Source organism: Dysgonomonas sp. PF1-14 (assembly GCF_029892965.1).
GTDB lineage: Bacteria > Bacteroidota > Bacteroidia > Bacteroidales > Dysgonomonadaceae > Dysgonomonas.
On sequence record NZ_JARXWN010000005.1, the window covers coordinates 34,252 to 59,734 of the forward strand.

At 41.3% G+C, this 25,483-nt stretch carries 19 protein-coding genes and 1 pseudogene; 12 read left to right on the top strand and 8 right to left on the bottom strand.

Annotation, left to right across the window (positions count from 1 at the left end; genetic code table 11):
* Positions 1-16: 16 nt before the first annotated feature.
* Positions 17-565 carry an AAA family ATPase gene (locus M2448_RS07835; RefSeq protein WP_280645760.1) on the top strand — a complete coding sequence of 183 codons (549 nt, stop codon included), beginning with the start codon at positions 17-19 and terminating at the stop codon, positions 563-565.
* Here M2448_RS07835 and M2448_RS07840 read toward each other — a convergent pair whose 3' ends face one another.
* Positions 566-1,618, bottom strand: coding sequence for a tyrosine-protein phosphatase (locus M2448_RS07840; protein WP_280645759.1), 1,053 nt, complete (start codon positions 1,616-1,618; stop codon positions 566-568).
* Between the two features lie 217 nt (positions 1,619-1,835).
* On the opposite strand from M2448_RS07840, the gene M2448_RS07845 reads away from it, so the two are divergent.
* The 3 genes from M2448_RS07845 to M2448_RS07855 all read left to right on the top strand — a co-directional run bounded on the left by M2448_RS07845 (position 1,836) and on the right by M2448_RS07855 (position 5,236).
* Positions 1,836-2,672, top strand: coding sequence for a hypothetical protein (locus tag M2448_RS07845; RefSeq protein WP_280645758.1), 837 nt, complete (start codon positions 1,836-1,838; stop codon positions 2,670-2,672).
* 487 nt (positions 2,673-3,159) lie between these two features.
* Positions 3,160-3,888: a YebC/PmpR family DNA-binding transcriptional regulator gene (locus tag M2448_RS07850; RefSeq protein WP_280645757.1), complete on the top strand. Its 729-nt coding sequence runs from the start codon at positions 3,160-3,162 to the stop codon at positions 3,886-3,888.
* A 91-nt stretch (positions 3,889-3,979) separates the two neighbouring features.
* Positions 3,980-5,236 carry a DUF5103 domain-containing protein gene (locus M2448_RS07855; protein WP_280645756.1) on the top strand — a complete coding sequence of 419 codons (1,257 nt, stop codon included), beginning with the start codon at positions 3,980-3,982 and terminating at the stop codon, positions 5,234-5,236.
* Positions 5,237-5,244: 8 nt separating this feature from the next.
* Here M2448_RS07855 and M2448_RS07860 read toward each other — a convergent pair whose 3' ends face one another.
* From M2448_RS07860 to M2448_RS07870, 3 genes are all read right to left on the bottom strand, one after another.
* Positions 5,245-6,429 carry an SAM-dependent methyltransferase gene (locus M2448_RS07860; protein ID WP_280645755.1) on the bottom strand — a complete coding sequence of 395 codons (1,185 nt, stop codon included), beginning with the start codon at positions 6,427-6,429 and terminating at the stop codon, positions 5,245-5,247.
* Entirely contained in the window at positions 6,417-10,850 is a 4,434-nt protein-coding gene (locus M2448_RS07865; protein ID WP_280645754.1) for a translocation/assembly module TamB domain-containing protein, read from the bottom strand. Before M2448_RS07865 ends, M2448_RS07860 begins: the two co-directional genes overlap by 13 nt.
* 327 nt (positions 10,851-11,177) lie before the next feature.
* Positions 11,178-12,983, bottom strand: coding sequence for an ABC transporter ATP-binding protein (locus M2448_RS07870; RefSeq protein ID WP_280645753.1), 1,806 nt, complete (start codon positions 12,981-12,983; stop codon positions 11,178-11,180).
* Positions 12,984-13,174: 191 nt separating this feature from the next.
* Here M2448_RS07870 and M2448_RS07875 point away from each other — a divergent pair, with 191 nt between their 5' ends.
* The 7 genes from M2448_RS07875 (at position 13,175) to M2448_RS07905 (ending at position 17,820) form a co-directional block, all read left to right on the top strand.
* Positions 13,175-13,957: an ion transporter gene (locus M2448_RS07875; protein WP_280645752.1), complete on the top strand. Its 783-nt coding sequence runs from the start codon at positions 13,175-13,177 to the stop codon at positions 13,955-13,957.
* Between the two features lie 120 nt (positions 13,958-14,077).
* Positions 14,078-14,701 (top strand): recombination mediator RecR, encoded by a 624-nt coding sequence (gene recR / locus M2448_RS07880; RefSeq protein ID WP_280645751.1) that lies wholly within the window; start codon positions 14,078-14,080, stop codon positions 14,699-14,701.
* A gap of 133 nt (positions 14,702-14,834) precedes the next feature.
* On the top strand, positions 14,835-15,290 hold the full coding sequence (locus M2448_RS07885; RefSeq protein ID WP_280645750.1) for a hypothetical protein: 456 nt from the start codon (positions 14,835-14,837) through the stop codon (positions 15,288-15,290).
* Between the two features lie 27 nt (positions 15,291-15,317).
* On the top strand, positions 15,318-16,136 hold the full coding sequence (locus M2448_RS07890; protein WP_280645749.1) for a DUF5672 family protein: 819 nt from the start codon (positions 15,318-15,320) through the stop codon (positions 16,134-16,136).
* Between the two features lie 18 nt (positions 16,137-16,154).
* On the top strand, positions 16,155-16,682 hold the full coding sequence (locus tag M2448_RS07895; RefSeq protein ID WP_280645748.1) for a GNAT family protein: 528 nt from the start codon (positions 16,155-16,157) through the stop codon (positions 16,680-16,682).
* A 4-nt stretch (positions 16,683-16,686) separates the two neighbouring features.
* Positions 16,687-17,250, top strand: coding sequence for an L-threonylcarbamoyladenylate synthase (locus M2448_RS07900; RefSeq protein ID WP_280645747.1), 564 nt, complete (start codon positions 16,687-16,689; stop codon positions 17,248-17,250).
* Between the two features lie 3 nt (positions 17,251-17,253).
* A complete protein-coding gene (locus M2448_RS07905) occupies positions 17,254-17,820 on the top strand; it encodes a pentapeptide repeat-containing protein (RefSeq protein WP_280645746.1) in 567 nt (188 codons plus the stop codon).
* Here M2448_RS07905 and M2448_RS07910 read toward each other — a convergent pair whose 3' ends face one another.
* The 4 genes and pseudogenes from M2448_RS07910 to M2448_RS07925 form a co-directional block, all read right to left on the bottom strand.
* A complete protein-coding gene (locus M2448_RS07910; RefSeq protein ID WP_280645745.1) occupies positions 17,821-20,712 on the bottom strand; it encodes a PD-(D/E)XK nuclease family protein in 2,892 nt (963 codons plus the stop codon).
* 107 nt (positions 20,713-20,819) lie between these two features.
* A pseudogene (locus M2448_RS07915) lies at positions 20,820-20,927 on the bottom strand (hypothetical protein); the annotation flags it as partial.
* A gap of 311 nt (positions 20,928-21,238) precedes the next feature.
* Positions 21,239-23,704, bottom strand: a complete 2,466-nt coding sequence (gene pheT / locus M2448_RS07920) for a phenylalanine--tRNA ligase subunit beta (RefSeq protein WP_280645744.1) — start codon at positions 23,702-23,704, stop codon at positions 21,239-21,241.
* A gap of 505 nt (positions 23,705-24,209) precedes the next feature.
* Positions 24,210-24,458, bottom strand: a complete 249-nt coding sequence (locus M2448_RS07925) for a hypothetical protein (protein WP_280645743.1) — start codon at positions 24,456-24,458, stop codon at positions 24,210-24,212.
* Between the two features lie 182 nt (positions 24,459-24,640).
* Between M2448_RS07925 and M2448_RS07930 the strand changes: the two genes are divergently transcribed.
* Entirely contained in the window at positions 24,641-25,477 is an 837-nt protein-coding gene (locus tag M2448_RS07930) for a methylated-DNA--[protein]-cysteine S-methyltransferase (RefSeq protein WP_280645742.1), read from the top strand.
* Positions 25,478-25,483 lie beyond the last annotated feature (6 nt).

Consider the following 25,483-nt stretch of genomic DNA (forward strand, 5'->3'; position numbering starts at 1 on the left):
CAATATGCTCTGAAAAATGATAAACCATAAAACCAACTTCTATATCATAACTGGTGGACCCGGAGTAGGGAAGACCACCTTGCTCGATGAGCTTGCCCGCAGGGGATACCACTATGTGCCCGAAGTGGCACGCGACATTATCCGGCAGCAGATTGCAACAGGTGGAGACGCTTTGCCTTGGGCAGATGCCCGCAAGTATTCAGACATGATGCTTTCCCGTTCGGTGGATGATTTTGTGAGACTATCCGTTTCTGATGAACTGTACTTCTTCGACAGAGGGATACCCGATACCTACGGATACGAGAGGCTTATAGGGCTGGATATGAGTGAGAAACTGAAAGAAGCTGTTGCAATATACCGTTACAATCCGGTTGTATTCATTCTGCCCGCTTGGAAAGAGATATATGAAACCGATAGCGAACGCAAACAGGATTTTGAAGAAGCTGTGGCTACCTATCATGTAATGACTGAGATATACAGCGAATTAGGCTACACACCTGTCGAAGTGCCGACACTACCTGTTAAAGAACGAGCCGACTTTGTTCTAAATCAGTTGGGAATATAATCAGTACAGATATTTATCCTTCATTTTAGGAATATCTACACCTAGCACATTGGTCAGGTAATTTTCTACCGAGCCATGATCTTTCTTTATGCGGTTGAGCCCTGCCTGTATAAATTCGGGCTTTACTGTAAACAGAGAAGCTAGAGCCGGATTTATAGCCTTGTATTTAGCATATTTGTTAGCAAGGTAGCTGTTCGACAGCATATAGTCCTGTAATATTGTATGTTCGTCTACACCCAATGCCCACAGGAACAATGCCGCTCCCATACCTGTGCGGTCTTTACCTGCCGAACAGTGGAACATTAGCGGTACATCGTTTTCGCTTTGCAGCAAGGCAAAGAATTTTCTGTACTGGCTTATACTTGCTGAATCGCTCACCAGAAGTTCATTCATGCCCATCATCAGCGTGTCGGCTTTCATCTCTGTAAGGTTCTCCAGATCGGCTTTTACCGCTCCCATCAAGTTACCCGGATTAATCGGATATTTATAATTTTGCTTTACCGAAGCAGGGTTGAGATCAGGTTGCTCGTTCATTTCTTCTTCCGATCTGAAATCGACAATAGACTCCAGTGGTATCGAAGACAGGTAGTGTAGGTCTGCATCTGTAAGACTGTGCAAGTCATCGGAACGAAATACTTTGCCCCATTTCACATGTTTGCCGTCTGTAGTGACATATCCGCCCAGATCGCGAAAGTTGTATCCGCCTGTCATTGGTAAATGCCTGTCAGATACAATGGCTTTTCCCTCTTCTGTTTCTATCACGAAGTAGGAACGAACCGAATCGGGTACATTCAATGGAAATGTACCGCTGTCCATTCCTTGGGCTATCGGGTTAGTCATATCTATATTATCGGGAGACAGGCCTGCATAGATTTTCCACAACCCTTTGGTGTATATCTGTATCGAAGCTGCTTTGGTAGACTTTTCGCGTATAATAGTTATATTTTTCGAAATATCTTTTCCCGAATATCCAACTGTTGACCCCGTATTCTTATTGCATGAAGACATAGCACCTGATATTATAAGTATGAGTAATATATTCAATTTGTTCATCTGTGATTTTTTTATCGTTGCAAGTTAGTTAAAAAAACTGTACTTAAACAGATAGCGATAAAACGGTATGGCCGTCAGGGAAAAGACTTCCGGCATGATATTGCTGTATTTCAGATCGTTGTGTCGAAGTTCAATAAATGTTAAATATGGTGATCCGATTAAACTTCTAACCTCAAATTATATCTAACCACATAGAAACATTAAAAAAACTATGATTATGAAAAGATTATTTTTATCAATAGCTATAATAGCTTGTATGTCTTTGACAGCAACAGTAGGAGCACAAGAATCGAGAAGAGGAGGAAGAGAAGTTGCAAAGGAATTGAATCTGACAGCAGATCAACAGCAGAAAATGGAGGCTGCAAAGGCTGATATGGATGCAAAAATGAAAGAACTGAGAGATAACAAATCTCTTAGTAAAGAAGATAGGATGGCAAAAATGAAAGAGTTGCGCGAACAGCATCAGGCAGCATGTAACAATATACTGACTCCTGAACAACAGGCTAAAGCGAAAGAACTGAAAGCCAAAAGAGGAGAGAGAATGAAAGACGGCCGCAAAGGAAAAGGCAGAGACGGTAAAAGTACGGCTATGCGTCCTTACAGAGGACAAATGGACAAAGGTATATTGGCACAGCATGGCAACAGGATGAAAGACCTGAACCTGACTGACGATCAGAAGCAAAAGATCAAAGCGTTGAACGATGAGTACAGAACAAAAACGAAAGAACTTTCGCAAAAACACCGCGACGATCTGAATAAGATATATACTCCTGAGCAGCAGGCTAAACTGAAAGATATGCGCAAAAGGCCTGCCAGAGACGGTAAATTTGCATTCAACGGTAAGCGAGGTAGCTTCAATCTTGATGAAGCAAGCAAGGCTAAACTAAAAAGTCTGAAAGAAGATTTTATAAAACAGAAACAAGCTGTAGAACTGAGCCGTATAGCTCCTGATGCACAGAAGCAGAAGATATCAGAACTACGTGAGAACTATAAAAAAGAAAGACGCCAGATCATGACGGATGCCTGCAAGGCTAAAGAAAATCAACCTGTATAACACTTATTATATATTTATTCCAAAGGCTGTTGGTATTACCGACAGCTTTTTTAGTAACTGTTTAAATTTGATTGGCTCTCTTATTTTGTATTATATCAAATATATTTTTTTCTTTTTATTCGCAGGTTTAGCGGGCTAAACCAGGAGTGAAAAGTAGAAAATAGAGAAGAAAGAATAAAAATAAGAGTCAAAGAATAATCAGAAACAGTTATATGAAATATTTTCGGTCAAATTCAAACAGCTACTTAATGTGATGCAAATATCATTCGGAAAAGCTCATGCGTGTATTGGTGGCATATGTGCATGATTTTTATACATCAGACAATTATATTGAGGAATAAGTGTAACAATTGAAATTCTTCACTCTTAATTTTTCATTCTTCATTTACTTTTCATACTTTTGCCTAGCGAAAAATAAAACTGATTTATTGACCGTAACTTGTAACTGCCCCATAGGGCAAAGTAACTTGTAACTAAAAATATATTTATGGGAAGAGCGTTTGAATACCGCAAAGCGACAAAGCTGAAACGCTGGGGCAACATGGCCCGTGTGTTCACAAAATTAGGCAGACAAATAACAATAGCAGCTAAAGAAGGCGGTCCCGAGCCGGATACTAATCCGCGTCTGCGTGTATTGATGCAACAGGCGAAGAAGGAAAACATGCCTAAGGACAATGTAGAACGTGCTATAAAGAAAGCTATATCGAAAGACGAGGCCGACTATAAAGAGGTGAATTACGAAGGCTATGGCCCTTACGGAATCGCCATTTTCGTAGAGACCGCAACAGATAACCCTACACGTACAGTAGCCAATGTACGCAGCTATTTCAACAAACATGGAGGTTCGCTGGGAACATCGGGCAGCCTTGAATTCTTGTTTGAGCACAAATGTGTATTCAAAATTTCAACGAAAGAAGGAGTTTCACTCGAAGACCTCGAACTGGAACTGATCGACTTCGGTGTGGATGAAGTAGAACAGGATGGTGACGATATAATCCTGTATGGCGAATTCAAGTCATATTCTGACATACAAAAGTATCTGGAAGAAAACGAATTTGAAATTCACAGTGCAGAGTTTGAGCGTATTCCTAACGATCTGAAAGAACTGACAAAAGAGCAACAGGAACAGATTCAGAAATTGCTGGATAAATTTGACGACGATGACGATGTACAGAACGTTTTCCACAATATGAAGGAAGATGTAGAGGAAGAATAAAGAATAGTCTCATATACAATGCAAAAACTGTAGGATAGCCATCTTACAGTTTTTTTATTACATTTGCAGTAGAACGCATCAATCAAAGATCATGAAATATTCACTAATTTGCCTATTACTTCTGAGTTGTTACGGCATACTGAATGCTCAGGCATACCGTACACAGGCTATCTCTCCTGAAATACATACCATACAGGTGAATGTGAATGGTAATCAAAGCCTGAATCCGGTAATCAGACTTAATAGCGGAGACAGGATATATATTAGTTTCGACCGTATAGCCGAGAATTCGTACGACCGGTTGCGTTATCGCATCCTGCATTGCGATGCATACTGGCTACCTAGTACCGGAATATCAGACATAGACTATCTGGATGGGTTCAACGACAACCTGATAGAAGATTACAACCCGTCGGTAAATACAACAGTGGACTATACACATTTTAGCTTGTCTATACCCAACAAAGACACAGGCGTCAGGCTATCAGGGAATTATACTGTAGAGGTGTACGAAGAAGGCATCCCCGACAGAGTGCTTCTTACTGCATGCTTTTCGGTAGTAGATCCCATGCTGAGCATTGGTGTTACCATATCATCGAACACTGATATCGATTTCAACCGTCATCATCAGCAGTTGTCGTTTACCTTGCATCATCAGAATCTCAATATCCGCGATCCGCGTAGTGATCTGTTTGTTTTTGTTCAACAGAATAACAGGCTCGATAATGAACGGAAGAACGTAAAACCTACTTATATCAATCCGGGTAAACTAATCTACGAACACAATAAGGAATTGATATTCGAAGCGGGAAATGAATACCGCCGTTTCGAGACATCGAGCTACCGCTACAATGGCATGAATGTGGGACATATAGAATATGTGCGTCCCGGCTACGAGATGGATATTGTAACAGATAAGGTGAAAGCAAACCGCACGTATAGCTACGATCAGGATCAGAACGGACGTTTCTATATCCGCAGCAACGATACGGAACTCAGCGATACGGAAGCCGATTATTTTACTACCAACTTCTCACTGCCGATGGATAGCCCGCTGAATGAGGATATATATATAAACGGAGCTTTTACAAATAACACTTTTTCCGATACGTACAAGATGAAGTACGACTTCAAGAATAAGGAATACCGCCTGTCGCTATTATTAAAGCAGGGTTTGTACAACTATCAGTATCTGGTGAAGGATGTCAACAAATTTTCGACAGCAAAAACAGAAGGTAATTACTTCGAGGCAGAAAACGAATATACGGTGTATGTGTATTACCGTCCTACAGGACAGCGTTACGATAGCCTTATAGGTGTGCAGACTATGCGTTCACGAGATAAGTAGTATATTCACTAAGCTTTGCGGCAAACAATCAGCACTTTCCTATCATCGGATAGTGTAGTGGCGAAAATATAAATATCTCCTCCCTCTTTTAGTTTAGTTTTTTTGCGGATTTCCTGTACCGACAGGGGAAAGTTGCGTGTAGTTATATTGGCCTGTCCGATCTTCGAAAGATATTCCTTTATATCCTGCTTACTTAGCGAACAGATATGCTCTATCTCAAATCTTCGCCCCTGAAAATCGGTTCTCAGTTCATCAGAAGTATACAAATGACTGCTCGGATGCAGTTTTCGGAAAGAATATTCAGCAGCAATACTTTTGTATGCTCCGGCTTTCAGTATGGAGGTATTCGGCTCGTACAGATATTTATCCGGTTGCGAAGCGTAATTTACAATGGCAGTTTCTTCGCCTTCCCTGCTAAAAGTATATGAATCAGTATTATTCCCTGCTATATTGATACAATGGTATAAGGTTTTGTCAGCCGTTTTCCTCTTAATGAAAAGCAATTCTTTCACTTCATTGTTTACGCTGATTATATGAACGTCTGAAATATTCCTCATCGAGCGTACAGCTAATGATATATCGAGCATAGGTGACAATTTAATCATTACCATATCAGCTTTCTCGTCCAACAAATCTTCTATAGCAAGTATATCGGGTGTGCAATCCGATATCAGCACAGTTTTTTTACCTGTATCATCCCTGCGGGCAGGGTCGATATATATCATAGATACAGGCTGCATATCGGTCAGATAATCCGTACCATTACTATTGACGACTGTTGCATTATTTAAGCCCAACACTTCGAAATTGTGGCGGGCTATAGCAGCCAGCTCCGGTTGGAGTTCTACATACACTGCTTCCTTGAAACCCGTAGAAAGAAATGAAAAATCGACACCAAGCCCTCCCGTCAGATCAGCCATAGATGTACCTTCACACAAAGCGGCTTTGTAACGTGCGGTCTGCTCCGATGAACTTTGCTCCATCGACAGCGATTTAGAATATATAATATGATCACTGGAATACCATGAAGGAATTTTGCTTTTAGCAATCTTGCGTCCCGAAATCTGCCTAATGGCAAGTTCCATATCTATATCGGGATATTTCTTCGATTTCAGAGCCAGAGAATGTACATCGTCTTGCTCGTGCTCGTTTACAAAGCGGATCAGATCGGGAGACAGATTTATTTCTTCCATTTCAGAAAATGGCTTAATGAACTGTCGCGCCTTGCCGAATCGGGGACTATAGGTTTGATCGTATCCGTTTTAGGCATTATTCTCAAACGCTTGTTTTTAAACAAGTCTCCTATTCCGTCAAAGTCTTTCTTATAAACAATACCGACACCTTGTGTCTGTGTTGCTTTATCTGATCTGGCACTGGTGTAATAATATTTCTCATTATAATGATTATAAGCCTTTATACGCCATGTTCCCGAATTATTCAACAAGTATTCTATATCCACATCGGTGATCATGGCTTCTTGATTCAGGTTTATATCATTTCGGTATCCGAAGTTACCATTTATAAGCAATCTATCGTTGAGTAATCTACTAGACAGGATAATTTCGGCTTCAGTAGACGTCATTTCACTGTCACTGTAACGTATATTTGTCCCGAGCTGCCAACGGTCGTCTATCTGGCTTACAATCTTAGTCAACTGGTTTGACAAAGTAGCCGAAGCGACTGCCGCAAAATCGGAAGTCTTGTTTTCCCGATTATCGTCTGGAGTATAGAATTTAGACATGATGAGCAACATGGCAACCTGCTTGTTGATCATATCTTCGGTATTGATAATACTTTTCAACTGGCGTTCTACCTCTGCATCGGACGAAGGGAAATCTATATCGAGCCCCACGTTAGGATGCCTCAATGGCCCTGACAGATTCAGCACACAGTTGACCGGAATAGTTGTCAATCCTGTACTTTCCACCATATATCGGCTCAGGTCGGTCAGGTTGGCTGTAATCTTGTATATGGCCTGCACACCAAGTACAGCCTGGAAAGGGTCTCCGTCGAACCGCACACTACTGCCATCCTGAATAGTAAATCGCCTTTCCATAATACGCTGGAATGTAAAGTTGTAGCTACCTCTGTTGATATTATATGTTCCATACAGGCGAGGTGATGACTTTGTACTCCACGAAAACTGCATGGCTCCGCTACCCGAACCCCGCAATATATCTCCGCCAATAGGGTCCATTACCAGTTCGACTACGGCATCGGGCGTAGCATCTACATAGAAATTCATATTGATTTCCATATCGGAACTGGTCTGTATAGGCGCAGGTTGGTTAGAAGCTGTAGTAAGCGAATCAGTCGGCTCTTTCGATTTGAATTTGAGGAACGAATATTCGTTTACATATTCTTCCATAAAGTTCATACGCACCACCGTATTTTGTTCTGTACGCATACGTATGTCTATATCTACTACCTTTTCGTCACCGCTGATAGAGCCGTTACCACTGGCAAACACTTTTCCGTAGAATAACGGATTCTGTACGGGCGTAGCATTATACAAGAGGAAGTTGCTGGCTCTGAGATCGACCAGATACATGAAATTCTGGAAAAAGTCATGCGATACTTTACCACTTGCCAGTGCCTTATTCTTATTCTGATCGAGCAATGTTATATCGTTGAAGTAAATAAGGTCTTTCTTCATATAGACCGTATCGGTAAACGAGTATCTGGTATTTAGGAAATTAATACCCAATTCACCGTTTTGGATAAACGCCTTCCCTTCGACAGTTACATTCGAAAAGTCTCCGTAAAGATGGACATTACCTGTGCCACGTCCCTTAATACCCTGAAATACAGCTTCTGCATACTTGTTGAGGAAACCTATATCTACACTATCGGCATCGAAGTTGATAGAAAGCCTCTGTTTGATAGGATCGAGCTCGCCATCCACTTTTGTCTGTTTGTTTTCTTTACTCACAATGAGTCCGTCCAACACGACCTTATTTGTTTCTTCATCGAGTTCGCTGAATAGATTAAGATTACCCAGATCGGTACCATTGAACTTAAAGTCCGATACCTGCAAACGCGTATTAGCATACGGTTTGTTCTCTATCGTAGAGAAGAATATATTACCGGTAGCCGCTCCGCCAAATTGCAGGGCATCTATAGCCAATGTCTGGAAAACATATTCCAGATTGATATTCTTCAATTCGGCTTTCAAGATATCGTTCGTGTTCTTTTGCGAATATTTTCCGTTTATATTTATCTCTTGGCTACCATCATCGTTGTACACTCGGAAATTATTTACGGCATAAAGTCCCTGCTGTATCTGTATATGCGATTTCTCCATTTTCCAGCTTGCGTTATTCAATAGCAATTCGCTAGGGAAAACATCTATATCTATTTTTAGAGGATCTGTATCTTCTCTGGTAAACAATGTAGCTATGGAAAATTCTCCTTTTGCCTTTTGCTTTCCGTTGTTGAGCAGGGCTATATTGGTATTTACCAGATTGTCTTTTATGTGAGCTTTCAGCGTTATATCGTTTGTCACATCCTTCTTGCCCAGTACCAGAGCATTTATGGTTGCATCTATGACATTGTCGGGATTGTTTAGTATGACGTATCCCGATTGTATGGCTGTTCCGGCTGCCTTAACAGACGGCACAAATGCCTCAACTTTAAATTTGTCCTGCACACTGTTGTAGAATCCTACTATTTTGGCAGGGCTCAGTATGGTCACAGGCAGATTGAGTACATTGCTCAGGCTTTCGGTATTGTTGACCTGAAACTGGAAGTCCATAATATTAACTTTATCTTCGGGCTTCTTCTTATCGTTTCGTTTAATCAATGCCGGCAGGTATTCGTACAATGTTTGTTGTACACTGTTGATCAACGAAGAAAAGGAATACGATCCGCTGATTTCTCCTTTGAGCAAGTCTGACGTTATTTTCAGATTGCGGGCTTCTTCCTCTCCCGATACTTCCACCAGCAACTGATTCATAAGGAAGAGCTTATCTTCTCTGATAAAGTCAATGGAGTCTACTTTTATATATCCTTTTGCATTATCAATATTCTTTCCTGCAAAATTAGCATCGACAACAAATGACAGATACGAATGTTGCATCTTCTCTGCAATATGCAGATCGTCGAGCTGTACGTTTTTTACACGCGCTTTAAAATCGAGGATAGGATTTTCCTTATCAGTCATATCCATCAGCCCATTGATACTCAACAACCCATTCGGATCGTTTATATCAACTTGCCCGTCCAGTTTCATCCCGTCATAACTGGCATCAAGTGCTATATCTTTGTAAGTATATCCTTTGTAGTCGAACGAATGAATATCTCCTTCTGCACTGCCTCTGATCTTTCCATATTTTGGTTTTTCCAGATCGACTGTCAGATTAAGACTTGCTTTATCTAAATCTTTATTTTCAAGTAGTCTCCCCAGTTCAAAATTATTTGTAGATACTTTCCCCTGAACAAATGAACTTACGCCCGGCTTCGGATCAAATCCGAACAAGACATCGGTATTGACAATGCCCAGAGCTGTTTCGAGACTTCCGAATGCTGTAAGCTGCTTAAGGTAGCCCGACACATCACCCTCAAAAGAAATGGTACCCAGACGCCTCAACTCCTGAGGCAATTGTGTCCTATTTTTAGAAAAGTTATTTACAATACTTTCTATTTCATTGCTACTGAGTTTCAGCTCGTCTATGCTACCCAGTATATACATTTTGTCTTTATTCCTCAGATCTTTTATTTCGGTATTCGACACCAGATGCAGTTCCTTACCATAATCGAGTATAAGGTCTTTTACATTCAGGTCGTCTATCGAACCTTGTATGTGTGCCTGCAACGTTACTTCATCCTTGAAATGCTGTAATGCGGAAGTAAATGCCGCTACATCTTTTGGCGCTATGCGCGACGGAGCAATGATACAGTCAAGCGTAGCATAATCAAGAATCTTTGCCGTATCGCTGTTAGGTGTAAGATCGAGTTCACACCTGTCGAATTGCAGATGAGAGGATGGTAAATGAAGATTGAAACCTCTGACTGAGGCTTTCTTTCCCTTAGTAATCAGCCTGAATACCAGATCGGATATTTCCACTCCGCTTTTTTCTTTCAAACTGATCTTTTTCACCTGTATATTCAGCGAATCAGACGCCAAAGACTTCAACGCAAGCTTTGCATGCAGGTCTGATACCCGAATATGATTGGCATCGAACGACAAAGAGTCTTTGAAAGGTTTGCCATGTACATCGTATGTAAAATGTCCGTTGGTAACATTGACGGAATTAACGACAAAATCAATCTTATTCTTTGGTTTGCTGTCGTCCTGCGGTTTGAAGGCATCTATTATGTACTGGATGTTCAATGGCGCTACCGAATCTTGTTTCGACAGATGTACTTCAAAGTCGGTGAGCCATGCCGATGTGATAACAATACGCCCTTCAAGCAGAGAAAGAAGGTCTACACCGGCAGAGATCCTGTCTGCCATCAGTATTTTTTCGTTATTCTGTCCGTAAAGATATACACTGTCGAGTTCGAGTGTATTCACCGGCTTGAAATGGAGTTTGCCGATGCCAAATTCGGTTCCCATCTTATTTTTCAGTTCTTTTACAATAAGGTCTTTTGCATATTCCTGAAATGCAGGCATATTCAATAAACCATAAAGTAGTATTGCCAATCCGGCAAAAATACCCAGAACCGATAAGAATATTTGCTTAAATCGTTTTATAACACTCTTTTTTTATTTGTACAAAAGTATCAAAAAAAAGTATCTGATGTCTTATTGAGCCCTCGTTATATGTCTTCTTTATTTTACTATTAAGATATTTTATAGAAATTGTGATTCAGACTGTGTCACAAAAAGGGGTATATCTTTATCTTTCCAGCCGGTTTACTCAGACGTAAACATCTCTTATCTGCTCACCCTGGCAGGAGAAAGCACTTCATACAGAAAAAGATAATATATCACAATATCTTAATTATCAACACCCTTGTCATCGTCGTCGTCCAATGTCTTCGATATCTTATCTATATTGAGGCTACGAGCCATAGCATCGAATATTTCTTTGTAAGTTCCTTCCTGATGATAAATTTCTTCGTGTGTACCTGATTCTACAACCCGCCCGTTCTTCATTACGTATATACGGTCAGAGTCTATTATTTGTGAAATACTGTGTGATATGATGATTACCGTACGGTCTTTTTTTATGGCATCCAAGCTATTCTTGATCTGCTCGGTAGCCACTGCATCGAGGCTTGCGGTAGGCTCATCGAGGAAGATGATCGGCGGATTCTTGAGGAACATACGTGCAATGGCTATCTTTTGTTGCTGCCCACCCGACAAGGATAAAGCTGATGTCTGATAGCCATTCTCGAAAGTCATTATCTGATCGTGAATATATGATTTCTTGGCGGCATCGATTACCTCATCCTGTGTAGCATCTGGCTTCCCATAGCGGATATTCTCTTCTATCGTTCCGTTAAATATATGATTTTTCTGCAATACCAACCCTATATTTTCGCGTAGGTATGCTGTATCATAATCTTTGAGAGATACACCGTCGAGAAGTATTTCACCCGAATCGGGACTATAAAACTTATCCAACAGATTTATCAACGTACTTTTACCTGCGCCCGATAGACCGACTAATGCAGTAGTCTGTCCCGGCAGTATTTCCATATTTATGTCGTACAATGTCTGTATAGCATTATCGGGATAGGTGAAGTCAACTTTCTTTATCTGGAATTTTCCCCATACGCGCCCCTTATAGCTGCCCGAATGCTCTATTTGATGATCGGCTTTGAGTATATCAAAAAAGCTTTCGGAATATATCAGCGCATCGTTCATTTGATCATATATGCGGTGCAACTGACGTATAGGAGCCGATACGTTGTTGAACAGCAATATATGGAACATAATAGCCCCTATCGTCATTTCGCCGATAAGTACAAAATATGCCGTAAGTATAATGATAATAACAATACCTATCTGCTCTACAAAACTTTTGAGTCCATCGAACAGGAAACTGATCTTACGCGTCTTCATCTGCGCATCGGTCAGGCTGTTTTGCAGATCCATCTGCTTTTTGCTTTCTATATTTTCGCGGATAAAAGATTTGATGACAGTAATGGATTCCAATATACCTAAAATGCCCTGGCTTTTATTCTCTCTCAAGTCTTTGATCGACCGCCGTGCGCCACTCATCTTTATAGCTTGTGTGCGGCTTACATAGTAGTAGATCGGTATAATACACAGTCCCACCAACCCGACATAGAAATTAGCATTAAACATCATTATCAGTGCCACGATGGAATTGGCAAATAGCGGCAATATATCTATAAAGAAATTCTGCACCAATCGGGTAAGGCTTTCCACCCCCCTGTCGATTCGTGCCTGCATTTTTCCGGGTTGATTGCCTCCCGAGGTGTAGAATGCAAGCTGATAGGTCAATATTTTATCTATAACAGACTGGGCAAGGTCTTTGGCTATGAATATGCGAAGCTTTTCGCCATAGAATTTCTGCCCGAACTGTATGAATGAATTGATGATCTCCTTAGAGATGAGTATAACCGAAATGGTGACGAGTATCGACAGCCCTTCCTGCAAGCCTTTATGTCCTTCTACCAGCGCATTGATCTCGTCTACAGTATAGCGCAGCACCCACGCATTCACCTGAGCGGTGAGCGATCCGATAAGTGTAAGTACCAACGCCAGGACGACCAGCCAGCGATAAGGATAAACGTAAGGTTTCAGGTTTTTGAATAGCTCGAATAACGACATTGTGCAAAGTTTTTACAAATATAACTTTTTATCGGATTCTTTGGTTCACCTATACCGAAGAATATTTATATCTTTGGTGCGACCTAAAGTCACAGACTTTTTTATTGTTCTTGTAGGCATAGCAACCAGAGAAAGTTATGACACAAGAGTATATCACTAGAAACTTTCTGTCACTTACACTAATATAACTTATGCTCAAAATACTATTGAATAACCGCTTCATAGGCGGAGCTATACTGCTGAATACGTTAATAACCATTCTATTGACGTTTAATACTCCCGTAAACGGGTTGCTGGAAATTGCTGATCATCTGATCACCATCTTGTTCCTTACAGAAATTATTTATAAGATACATACATACAAAAAAGATTTTTTTAAGGATGCAACCAATGTTTTCGATATGATACTGATATTGGTGGCATCTATACCGCTGTTTCTTATATTACTCGGCAAGCATCCGACTGATCTCAACTATATATTGTTACTCAGGATATTCAAGTTATTCAAGTTTATCAGGTTTGGTAAGTTTATCCCCAACTTTAAGAAGCTGCTTAAAGACTTCAACAGGGCTCTGAAAGCATCTATCAGCCTGATACTCGGCGCACTGATTATGCTTATTATTATCAGTACCATCCTTACCTATATATTCAAAGAATCGTACCCTTCCTTGTTTGGCAATCCGTTCGAATCGGCATATACAGTATTCCGTATGCTTACGGTAGAAGGTTGGTACGAAATACCCGACCTTATGTCGGAAGGAATACCCTATATTTCGTCAGTCATGATAAGGCTGTTCTTTTCCATATTTGTGTTTGTAGGCGGCATGCTGGGGATGTCGTTCGTCACTTCCCTTATTGTAGACGAACTGGCATCGGACAACAATGACGAACTTATATCGCATGTGAAACAACTTGAAAGTAAGATCGATGAATTGCACGAGATGAACAAGAAACTGATGGATAAGTTGAAATAACAACAGCAGACTGTCCCCAAAATTTCTTTCTTTTGCTTAAAATAGTCTTAAGCATCGCTAAAAGGGTAAGAATAATACCAGATTATTTTTATCTTTGCGGGCGATTTATCAGGAATTGTTATGAACCAAAAATATCCTTCAACTCTTCTCGAAAATGCGGTAAACGAATTTGCCAAGCTGCCCGGCATCGGACGAAAGACAGCTTTGCGGCTTATTCTGCATTTGCTGAGACAAGACAATACTGTGGTCGACAATTTCTCTGAAGCCCTTGTAAAACTCAAGCATGAGGTAAGATACTGCAATGTGTGCCACAATATAAGTGACGACGAAGTGTGCCCTATCTGTAAGGACAAGTCGCGCGATTCATCTATTGTCTGTGTGGTAGAAAATATAAAAGAAGTGATGGCAATAGAAAACACCATGCAATACAGAGGCTTATACCATGTATTGGGAGGTATCATTTCGCCGATAGACGGAATAGGCCCTGCCGACCTCGAAATAAATTCGCTGGTAGAACGCGTAGCTCAGGGTAATATCAAAGAAATAATACTGGCACTAAGCACAACGATGGAAGGTGATACCACCAACTTTTACATATATAAAAAACTAAATCCATTCGACCTTAAAGTATCGATGATAGCACGAGGGATATCTATTGGCGACGAAATTGAATATGCCGACGAAGTCACTCTCGGGCGTTCGATACTCAACAGAACTTTATTTAACGAATCATACAGAATGTAGATGCAAGAATATTATCGTTTACTACAGAATAAAATTCTGTATATATGATAATTATAATTATATTTGCATCTCTTTTTTAAGAAAACCGACTCTAACAAACAAAACTAAGAATACTAAACTAAAAATATACAATATGATTATTGCTGTAGATTTTGACGGTACGGTCGTAGAACATGAATATCCAAAAATCGGACGTCCGATTCCTTTTGCTATAGAAACATTGCTGCAATTACAAAAAGACGGGCATACACTGCTTATGTGGACGGTACGCAGCGGACGATTGTTACAGGAGGCAGTGGACTATTGTGCCGAAAAAGGGCTGGTGTATTACGCTGCCAACAAGAATCATCCCGATGAAGATGTAGCGACTGCATCCCGCAAATTAGACGCCGATCTGTTTATAGATGACCGCAATTTGGGCGGATTGCCTGATTGGGGCGTTATCTATCACGCCATTAAGGCAATGGAAAAAGGCGAAACCTCATTTGAAAGAATAATGATGTCGTCAGGTGAAAACCAACGTGTACGCCGCAGAAAGAAGAACTTCTTTATTCGCTTGGGCGAAATGTTTGAGAAAGATAAATACTAAAAGCATATACTTCTACAGGCTAATATAGTGCAAGACAAATCAGAGAAAGAGAATATCATGGTAAAAGACACAACAGTAAATGTGCTGATACCAATGTATAAACAGGAGATGACCGGTTTAGAGAAAATCTCTTTCAATAATATATACAATACACTAAACAGCCATCCGATTACGGTAATAAAGCCCGAATCACTGGATCTGTCGGCACTGAAAGAAGAATATCCGCTGATCGCTTTCGAATCGTTCGACGACACATATTTTAAAGGAATTACCGGATACAACAGGCTGCTTTTGTCAGCTGTATTTTACGAACGCTTCCTTAACCACACATACATCCTTATATGCCAATTGGACTCCTATGTATTCAGAGACGAATTACTGCACTTTTGCAGCAAGGATTATGATTACATAGGTGCCCCTTGGCTGAAAAAGAAAATCTACCAAAACTTTATAATGACCTTCTTGTTAGACAATAAAAAGAAAAGGTATAACAAGAAAGACAAACCTTGTAGACAAAATCTATACAATAAGGTCGGCAATGGCGGATTTTCGCTAAGGAAAACACAAAGCTTTTGCCATGCTATAGAAAGGCATGCAGAACGTATAGCTTTCTATCTCTCACACGAAAACGTGCCTTTATACAACGAGGACGTATTCTGGGCGATAGAAGTACCTGAATTCAAATACCCTCCGGTACAAGAAGCCATGCAATTTGCTTTCGACAAATATCCGGCCTATTGCTACGAACTTAATGGTAACCAATTGCCATTTGGTTGTCATGGATGGTATAAACGAAAATGGAAAGGATTCTGGAAAGAATTCATTAACTTTGACGAGAAAGTATAACCCTTAATCGTCAGTCGTATGCTTCTTAAAAATACAGAAATCCTATTGCGGGCAGTGGAACCCGAAGATTTGGACACCCTCTACAAATGGGAAAATTCCACAGCACTGTGGATACATGGCAACACGCTTGCTCCCTACTCAAAGCTTGTATTACGTCAATATATAAATGATGCTCTGGAAATGGATATCTATCAGAGCAGGCAGTTGCGCCTGATGGTAGACCTTGCAGGCAGTGATACAACCATAGGCACTGTAGACCTGTATGATATAGATGGACATCACCGCCGTGCCGGAATAGGCATACTCATCGATGAAAATTACCGCCAGAAAGGATATGCCTCACAGGCACTATTGCTGATGCAGGAATATGCTTTCAACTTTTTATACCTCCACCAGTTGTATGCTTACATATCGGTGAGTAACATTAAGAGTATCAGCTTGTTTGAGAAATCAGATTATAAAGAGGTCGGTGTGTTAAAAGATTGGATTCAGCGTAGCGAAACATTTGAGGACGTACGTTTGTTCCAATTACTAAACGTTAAATAACAGCATGAACGAAGATATAAAAAAAGCATTCGACACACTGGTAGCCGGCGGACTCATTCTTTACCCTACCGATACCATCTGGGGAATAGGCTGTGATGCAACGAACGAAGAAGCTGTACGTAAAGTGTATGAACTGAAAAAACGCAACGATAGTAAAGCGCTTATCACTTTACTAGACAATTCAGTGAAGCTGGACTACTACATAAACGGCGTACCCGAAATAGCATGGGATCTGATAGAAGTATCGGATAAGCCACTGACCATAATATACGACAACGCCCGCAATCTTGCATCTAACCTGATAGCCGAAGACGGCAGCATTGCTATCCGCATTACCAAAGAGGAATTTTCGCATAAGCTGTGCCAGCGTTTCCGTAAGGCTCTTGTATCTACATCGGCAAATATAAGCGGAGAACCGTCTCCGGCCAACTTTAGCGAGATCAGTGAAGAGATAAAGAGCGGTGTCGATTATATTGTAGGCTACAGACAGGACGACATATCTAAATCGAAAGCCTCGAGCATTATCAAACTTGGCAAATCGGGAGAAGTAAAAATAATAAGAGAATAGACAATGGCTAAAACCCGCGACGACCTTAAAATAGACGGTAAATCTTTCACTGATGGGATAGACAAGAAAATATACGACCAGTGCATATTTTCTAACTGTGACTTCTCTAACGCGAAGATACATTCGTGCAATTTCACCGATTGCACCTTTGTGAACTGCAACGTGTCTATGACCGACTTCCACAACACTACGTTAAATAATGTGGTATTCGTAAACTGCAAGATACTCGGGGTAAAGTTCAACTATTGCCACGATTTCATTTTTGAGGTAAGCTTCGATAACTGTATTCTCGATTATAGTTCGTTTGAGAAGCGAAAGATGAGTAAAACCATCTTCAAAAACTCATCGCTGAAAGGAGTAGATTTTGGTGAAGCCGATTTGAAACAGGCTCAGTTTACAGAATGTGACCTCAACGAAGCAATATTCTACGATACCAATATTCAGGAAGCCGATTTTACCTCTGCCTACAATTACGTTATAGACCTTAGCCAGAATTATATAAAGAAAGCTCGTTTCTCTAAAAATGAATTAATTGGGCTACTCAGTCAGTTCGATATAGTTATTGAATAACTACTTCTTACAGATATTTGTAAATATACACCAGCGGCAAGCCTCACCCGTAGGAGTCTGGTCGAATGGCACTTGCGGATCGAATATCTCTTCGAGACAGGCATCAAAATAGGTCTTAAATTCATCCCTGTATTCCGAAAAGTCAGTAATGCGCTCATCGTCTCTTCCCGATCTGCGGATAACATCAGGATCAAACTTTGTGTCGAACAGATTGCGCAGATAGTATATACCTGGTTCCAATATCTTGTCGGGGTGATCTGCCAGATAGAGGTGTGAATACATAAACACCTGCATAACAGCTTTCGGGCGGTCTTTCATTTCCTTATCGAACAGGTCTTTCATTTCCTTATAACGAAGTACGCCCTTTCCCGTCTTGTAGTCGATGATACGGGTGTGTCTTTTCACTTCGTCCACGCGGTCGATAATCCCTTTCAGCGAAACTGTTTTACCCGAAGGGAGCTGGTAGTTTGATTTTATACGTTCCTCTGCATCGATATATACAAACGGCGTCAGTTTAGCATCGGTAGCCAATACCTGCCTGATGTATTTGCGCAAGACTTCACCCGTCAGGTAGTTCTGTCCTGTGAGCCTTTTTATCTTATCCGACTTAAAATAGTTTTCGGCAAACGAACGCTCGATAGTAGCTGTCAGCAGCTTATCGTCCTTACTTATCTTATGCAGCAGATCGGCAGTTATCATTTTCCCTTTGAAGGGTTCGTACAACCATTCCATCACAGCATGAAAGATAGTTCCGAATGTGCTGGCCTCTATTGTTTCGGCTATCTCGTCTTCCTCAGCCATACCCTCTACCACAGAGAAATAGAATTGCAGCGGACAGTTCAGGTATGTGTTAATAGAACTAGCCGAAAGCCGTTTGTCGCCCCCTTGCAGAAATACGTTCATCTTCTCCAGTATCTGCGGAGTTTTCTTTATAGAAATAGCAAGGCTCTCGGCAGAAGACACCTTATATACAGCCAGTTTTTCCCTTATATCGAAATGATTAGGGTACAAATGTTTTATCTGATTAAAATAGCGGCTCACTTCGCCCGATTGCAACCCTTCGGTGCGTGTATCGTATAGGAGATAGATGCGTTTGGCTCGGTTTATCATCCTATAGAAATGGTACGAGAATATACTGTCTTGATGCTCGTATGTAGGCAGATCGAATCCTTTTCGTAGATTGTAGGGAATGAACGAACTGGCAGCCTTTTTCAGAGGGAAGATGCCTTCGTTCATCGAAAGGATGATAAGGTTGTCAAAATCCAGCGCGCGGGTTTCCAATACCCCCATCACCTGCAAGCCCGACAAAGGCTCTCCGCTGAATGGCACGCTGATACCGACAATCAGTTTTTTCAACAGTTTGAAGTAAGTCTCTACCGACATATCAGATGAAACGTCCTTTACTGTCTCGTCCATCTTATTTACTGTCTTATAATACTCGACAATGAATTCGCCTTCTATATCTGCCGATCGGGCACTAACCACCTCTTCATCATCATCTTTCTTGTCTTTTACTGACAAAGATAGTTTGAGAGTAGACAAGATGGAGCGCAGATAATCGGGTATATCAGCCCAGACTGTTATCGGGCGAAATATCATCTTCAGCAACGGATGTCCCAGAAAATCCCTGTCGGGAACTATCACCCTGTTGTACTGTACTATATTTTGTCTGAGCCGTTTAGCTTCATCTTCCGCTATGTTTGTTATATACCGATGATTGAGTATTGCCAGCACAGGCTTGTAGTAAAAGCCGGTATAATTGTCTGATTTTCGTACATTACGTTGCAGCTCGAAAATATGCTCCATCAATCCCGAGATAGAACTATTACCCAGGCTGTAACCCATTGTCACATTTATCTTATCTATCTCTTCAGGGATAGAGTATAATGCGGGCAATAGCAAATTCTCGTCAGGCAGTACCAATGCCGTATTCATAGCCTGATCGGACGAAACGATCTGCTTCTCTTCCAACAGGGTTTTGATAACAGGATATACATGCTTTGCCTGTCCCACAGCCGACGGTATGCCGATGACCTCTATTATAGGCTTTTCCATAGTCAGTTCTTCGGGACTTAGTTCCAACTGTGTCGGGAACAGCATTTTGTTCTTGTCTATGAAGAATGATGCCTTGTTTTGCTTATCGCGAACAAGTGGTGATGAGTAGTCCCAATAAAAATCGGCTATTCCTCTCTTGTGCAAGTATCTGAGTAGTTTCTCTTCCGATATACTGTGTCCGTTGAGCCCGACAAATACAACCTTTTCGAATGGCAGGCGATAATCCATATTTTTAGCCAGTCGGTCTGCCACATCTCTGAATATCATGCCCTCATAAGCCAACCCCTTTGCCGTAAGCCGCTCACGCAATGAGGTATAAAGCTGAAAAAGTACCTCCCACATCTCCAGAAAGTCTTTCTTCTTATCATTCTCTCCTATAGGTAGGAAATTAGACCAGAAACGACGAATAGCTTCAATCTGATCGGACGTGAGGAAATCGAATCCTGCATCTATCTCTTTCAGGTCGCGGATATTGCGGAAAAGCTGCTGTGCATCTACCATATATTTATCCACATCATCGAAGTCGTTGAGCAGCATTTCGCCCCAATAGAGAAACTCATCGAAAGTTTCCTGCGTGCGACTGATCTCCTTATATATATCGTATAGCAGAAAAAGCATCTCTATGCGGTCAGCCTTTTTGTAAGGGCTCAGTTTGTCGAAAAGGTCGGTAACCGTAAGTATCTCCGGCGAGAATAAAGGTTTATTGGCTATCTGAGCCAGATAGTGCTGAAAGAATATCCCGGCTCTGCGATTGGGGAACACAAAGGTATAACGGCTTATCTGCGCGCCGAAATTCTTATAATATACCTGTGCGACATTGTATAGGAATGGGATCATTCTTCGATTTTTCTATGACAAGTACAAAGGTACTAATTTATAAATAATGCGAATCAGTATTTGATGTTATATCAAATAAACCTTCTATTATTTTCTACTGCGCGCAATCACAGATTGCGCGCTCCGGCAACGGCTGTGGCATCGTATGTGAATCTGCCCTGTGTCACCGGAATCCATTTCCCCTTGTTCGTTACAGCCCATTGGTTATCAAACTGTACTTTACGAGTAAGCTAGCCCTGTTTCGGTTACTATAAACCATGAAGAGAATTTCGTTTGCGGATTTGTCCAGTCTGTTACTCTTGCCGGATTAATAAAGTTACGGCTTTGTTGTCTGCCGGTGATATAGGTGTTTCCATCCAGCGGGATACTAACAATAGGGTTGTAGATTTACCCTGCGATATTGCTACACAAGAGCAGACCGCAGGCAATAGATAATAATGTCTTTTTCATTGGGCGGTTATGGGTTTAGGTTCTTATAAGTATAAAAGGGCTCTGAGATGGAGCCCTTTTGTATTTCTGTCAGCTATCAGCGCAGTTGCGCACCGAGTTCGCTTTCGAGTGATTTCTGTATCTTTTGCATGATGGTGTCTATCTGTTTGTCGTTCAGTGTTTTTTCATCATCCTGCAATACGAAGTTCACTGCATACGACTTTTTGCCATCGGGCAGATTTTTGCCTTCGTAGACATCAAACAGGGTTATATCTTTCAGCAACTTCCGTTCGGTTTTGTATGCGATTTTTTCTATCTGATCGAACAATATATTTTTATCCAATAGCAGAGCTAAGTCGCGTTTAACGGCAGGGAATTTGGATATTTCGCTGTATGTGATGCTGTGTTTCCTTATCTCTTTCATCAGCGAATCCCAGTTGAGTTCGGCAAAGTAGACCTCTGTATTTATATCGAGGGCTTTCAGTGTCTTTTTGTTTACAATACCAAGCATTCCCAGCGATTTACCTTTGCCTTTAGCCTGTATGTCGATGGCAGCGCTGAATATTTCGTTCGATGTCTGCACATAATCATATCTGCTGGATGAAATTCCCAGACGCGTCAGTACATTTTCTACATAGGCTTTCAACTGATAGACGGACGATTTTTCGTTGGCAGCAGCCCAGCTGTTGTCTACACTGTTGCCGCTAAGCCATAGCCCCAGACGGAAATCTTCAGCGTATTCGCGCAGATTATCACCTTCCACCTTCTTGTCAGCATCGTAGTAATAGCAATTTCCAAATTCATAGAAACGTATATCTGAGTTCTGACGGTTGCGGTTATAAGCAATACTTTCCAATCCTCCGTACAATAATGTCTGACGCATAACGCTCAGATCGGCACTCAACGGATTAATCAGATGTACACAATGTTTGATAGGGTACAATTCCGATTCGGCATAGTAAGACTCTTTAGTCAGCGAGTTGTTCATTATTTCGTAGAATCCACCGCCTGTAAGCTGTTCGGAAATAAGATTCTGCAAATCGTAACTTTTGTCGGTAGCCGACTGATACGAAAGGCTCGATTTTACTTCCTCGCCGATCTCAACATTGTTGTAGCCATATACACGCAGTATGTCTTCTATCACGTCCACATCGCGCAATACGTCTACCCTGTATGTCGGTATAGACAGGGTAAGTATGTCACCGTCTTCTTTTTCTATACCTATTTCGAGGCTGTCGAGTATAGATTTTACAGTTTCTTTATCTATATGTTTTCCGATAAGTGTATTTACCTTGTTGTAAGATAATTCTACTATCGGTTTTTGTATCGGATTAGGGTATATATCCTGTATTTCGCCTGTAATCTTACCGCCTGCTATCTGTTGTATCAGCATGGCTGTATATTTCAGTACATAGAGCGTATCGTTAGGGTCACAACCGCGTTCGAAACGGAAAGACGAATCTGTATTCAAGCCGTGACGGCGTGCTGTCTTGCGTATCCATGTAGGATTGAAGTAAGCACATTCGAGGAATATATCTTTTGTGTTTTCTGTTACGCCCGATTTCACACCCCCGAAAACACCTCCGATACACATCCCTTCTTTGTCGTTGCATATCATCAGATCTCTGTCGCTGAGCGTGCGTTCTACTTCATCCAGTGTTACAAACTTAGTTCCTTCGGGCAATGTTTTCACTATTACCTGTCCGCCTGTTATATGTGCCGCATCGAATGCATGGAACGGATGTCCTAGTCCGAGCATGGCATAGTTTGTAATATCTACTATATTGTTGATTGGACGCTGACCTATAAGGGTTAGCTTATTTTTCAGCCATTCAGGGCTTTCTTTTACTTCTACACCTTTTATGGTGATACCTGCATAGCGTGGGCAGGCTTCGGTATTCTCTACCTTTATGCCGATACCGCCATTCGGCTCATCTATTTTAAAGTTATCTACAGACGGCAGATGTAGACTACCTTTCAGCTTATTCTGTTTCAGATATGCTGCAAGGTCACGTGCCACACCATAATGCGAAGCTCCGTCTATGCGGTTAGGCGTAATATCTACTTCGAGTACATATTCACTCTTTATATTGTAATATTCCTTAGCCGGAGTACCTACTTTGGCATCGGCAGGTAATACGATGATTCCGGCATGGCTGGTACCCAGCCCGATTTCGTCTTCGGCACATATCATACCGAAAGATTCGGTTCCTCTGATCTTCGATCTTTTTATCTTAAACGGCTCGTCGCCAGAATACAATGTTGTGCCGACAAGTGCTACTACTACTTTCTGTCCGGCAGCTACATTCGGTGCGCCGCATACTATCTGTAAGGGTTCACCTTCTCCTACATTTACAGTTGTAACGTGCAGATGGTCGGAATCGGGATGGTCTACGCAGGTAAGGACTTCGCCTATAACAAGGCCTTCGAGTCCTCCTTTGATGGTTTCCACTTCTTCTACTCCGCCTGTCTCGAGCCCCAGAGAGGTGAGGGCGGCAGATGTTTCTTCCGGTGATAAATCGAAATCGAGGTAATCTTTCAACCAGTTGTAAGAAATATTCATATATAGTTGTTTATATTTTTCAAAAAAGTCCGTCAAAAATACAAAATATATTTCATTCGGTCATAAGTATCGCGGTATAGATGTATGATTTTTGATATTGTATGAGAAGTTTATCTATAATATGAGAGTAATTATAAATTATGAATGTAGGGGCTGATTGAATCAGCCCGATTGGAAACAGCGTTCTTTGAATTGATAAATCGGCCGAGCCAATAAAAATTAGCGTAAAGAGAGAAAAAAACAGTGCAAAATGTGTAATGTTTGTGAGGTTTTAGTTAAAAAACCACCTCACCCCAACCCTCTCCGAAGGGAGAGGGAGTTGCAAAGCCCTGAAAAGGGAATGCTGTAGGGGGCGAATCCATGTGTTCGCCCGATAACCGGATAGACGGGCAGACACGCGATCAGCCCCTACAAAAAGGAGGGATTTGTACTAACAGGCTAGTACACTAAAGACTAGTAAACTGTATAACTTTTGTTAGCTTTTAGTTAAAACCAACTGTACAAACTATTTCTTCTGTTTATATTTATAAGGTTCTAATTGCTTATCCAGTGATTTGCCGACTCTGGTATTCAGGTCCGAAGGTACGTTATATGTATCACAATGAATCATACAGTAATTACAGTTTTCAACGCATTTTCGATCACAATCAGGATAACCGCATTCGTCGAATCCCAGAAGAGAGTTAATAACTGCACAAGAACTGAAAGAAGCAGACATGATCAGAAGCAGAGCTATAGTTAAAAGTGTTTTCATCGTGTGTTGCATCGTAATAATAAGGACAAATATAATGAAAAAGAGTGAGTTTTGTCAGGTTTTAGTTAAAATGAATATTACAAACAGGATAACAAAAGGAGCTCATTGCTTACCGCAAGATTCGGGTTTATTTTGATTTCGTATACTATTACTTTTACATTATTATTCTAAATTTACAGATTATGAAAGAGCAGGAAAAAATAGATTTCATTCGTATAAAAGATGCGATAAATTATATATCGGACAACTATACTTCTCAGCCCGATCTGGACAAGGTGGCAGCACATATATCGCTCAGCCCATACCACTTTCAGCGTATGTTTACTGAGTGGGCGGGTGTCAGCCCTAAAAAGTTTCTGCAATACATCAGTATCGAGAATGCTAAAAAGATGCTGAAAGAAAGTAGGGCCACACTATTTGATACGGCATACGAAGTCGGATTGTCGGGCACAGGGCGTCTGCACGACCTCTTTATGAATATAGAAGGTATGACACCGGGCGAGTATAAGAACGGTGGCGAGAATCTTACAATAAACTATAGTTTTACTGAAACACCCTTTGGCGAAATACTGATTGCATCCACTGATAAAGGCATCTGCTACATGGCCTTTGCTGACGACAGGGGAGTAGCCTTATCGGAGTTGGAAATACTGTTCCCGAATGCGGGATACAGGCAGTTGACAGATGGTATGCAACAGAATGCGCTGCACATTTTTCACCAAGACTGGACAAGCCTCGAACAGATAAAGCTGCACATAAAAGGTACTGACTTTCAGCTAAAAGTATGGGAAACGCTCCTTAAAATCCCTGCCGGACAGGTAGCTGCATACGGCGACATAGCTGCCTGTGTAGATAGTGTGAACGCAAGCAGGGCAGTAGGAACAGCCATAGCTGAGAATCCTGTGGCTTATCTGATACCATGCCACCGCGTGATAAGGTCGTCGGGCGTACTCGGGCAATACCATTGGGACAGTGGGCGAAAAGCTGCTCTGATAGGGTGGGAAAGAGCCCGGTTTTAGAAATAC

Coding starts and splice junctions, on each gene's coding strand:
- M2448_RS07860 (WP_280645755.1), bottom strand. CDS start 6,429: ATGGAAGAAATAAATCTGTCTCCCGATCTGATCCGCTTTGTAAACGAG.
- M2448_RS07910 (WP_280645745.1), bottom strand. CDS start 20,712: ATGATCCCATTCCTATACAATGTCGCACAGGTATATTATAAGAATTTC.
- M2448_RS07905 (WP_280645746.1), top strand. CDS start 17,254: ATGGCTAAAACCCGCGACGACCTTAAAATAGACGGTAAATCTTTCACT.
- M2448_RS07930 (WP_280645742.1), top strand. CDS start 24,641: ATGAAAGAGCAGGAAAAAATAGATTTCATTCGTATAAAAGATGCGATA.
- M2448_RS07835 (WP_280645760.1), top strand. CDS start 17: ATGATAAACCATAAAACCAACTTCTATATCATAACTGGTGGACCCGGA.
- M2448_RS07850 (WP_280645757.1), top strand. CDS start 3,160: ATGGGAAGAGCGTTTGAATACCGCAAAGCGACAAAGCTGAAACGCTGG.
- M2448_RS07895 (WP_280645748.1), top strand. CDS start 16,155: ATGCTTCTTAAAAATACAGAAATCCTATTGCGGGCAGTGGAACCCGAA.
- recR (WP_280645751.1), top strand. CDS start 14,078: ATGAACCAAAAATATCCTTCAACTCTTCTCGAAAATGCGGTAAACGAA.
- M2448_RS07865 (WP_280645754.1), bottom strand. CDS start 10,850: ATGCCTGCATTTCAGGAATATGCAAAAGACCTTATTGTAAAAGAACTG.
- M2448_RS07870 (WP_280645753.1), bottom strand. CDS start 12,983: ATGTCGTTATTCGAGCTATTCAAAAACCTGAAACCTTACGTTTATCCT.
- M2448_RS07855 (WP_280645756.1), top strand. CDS start 3,980: ATGAAATATTCACTAATTTGCCTATTACTTCTGAGTTGTTACGGCATA.
- M2448_RS07925 (WP_280645743.1), bottom strand. CDS start 24,458: ATGAAAACACTTTTAACTATAGCTCTGCTTCTGATCATGTCTGCTTCT.
- M2448_RS07840 (WP_280645759.1), bottom strand. CDS start 1,618: ATGAACAAATTGAATATATTACTCATACTTATAATATCAGGTGCTATG.
- M2448_RS07900 (WP_280645747.1), top strand. CDS start 16,687: ATGAACGAAGATATAAAAAAAGCATTCGACACACTGGTAGCCGGCGGA.
- M2448_RS07875 (WP_280645752.1), top strand. CDS start 13,175: ATGCTCAAAATACTATTGAATAACCGCTTCATAGGCGGAGCTATACTG.
- pheT (WP_280645744.1), bottom strand. CDS start 23,704: ATGAATATTTCTTACAACTGGTTGAAAGATTACCTCGATTTCGATTTA.
- M2448_RS07885 (WP_280645750.1), top strand. CDS start 14,835: ATGATTATTGCTGTAGATTTTGACGGTACGGTCGTAGAACATGAATAT.
- M2448_RS07845 (WP_280645758.1), top strand. CDS start 1,836: ATGAAAAGATTATTTTTATCAATAGCTATAATAGCTTGTATGTCTTTG.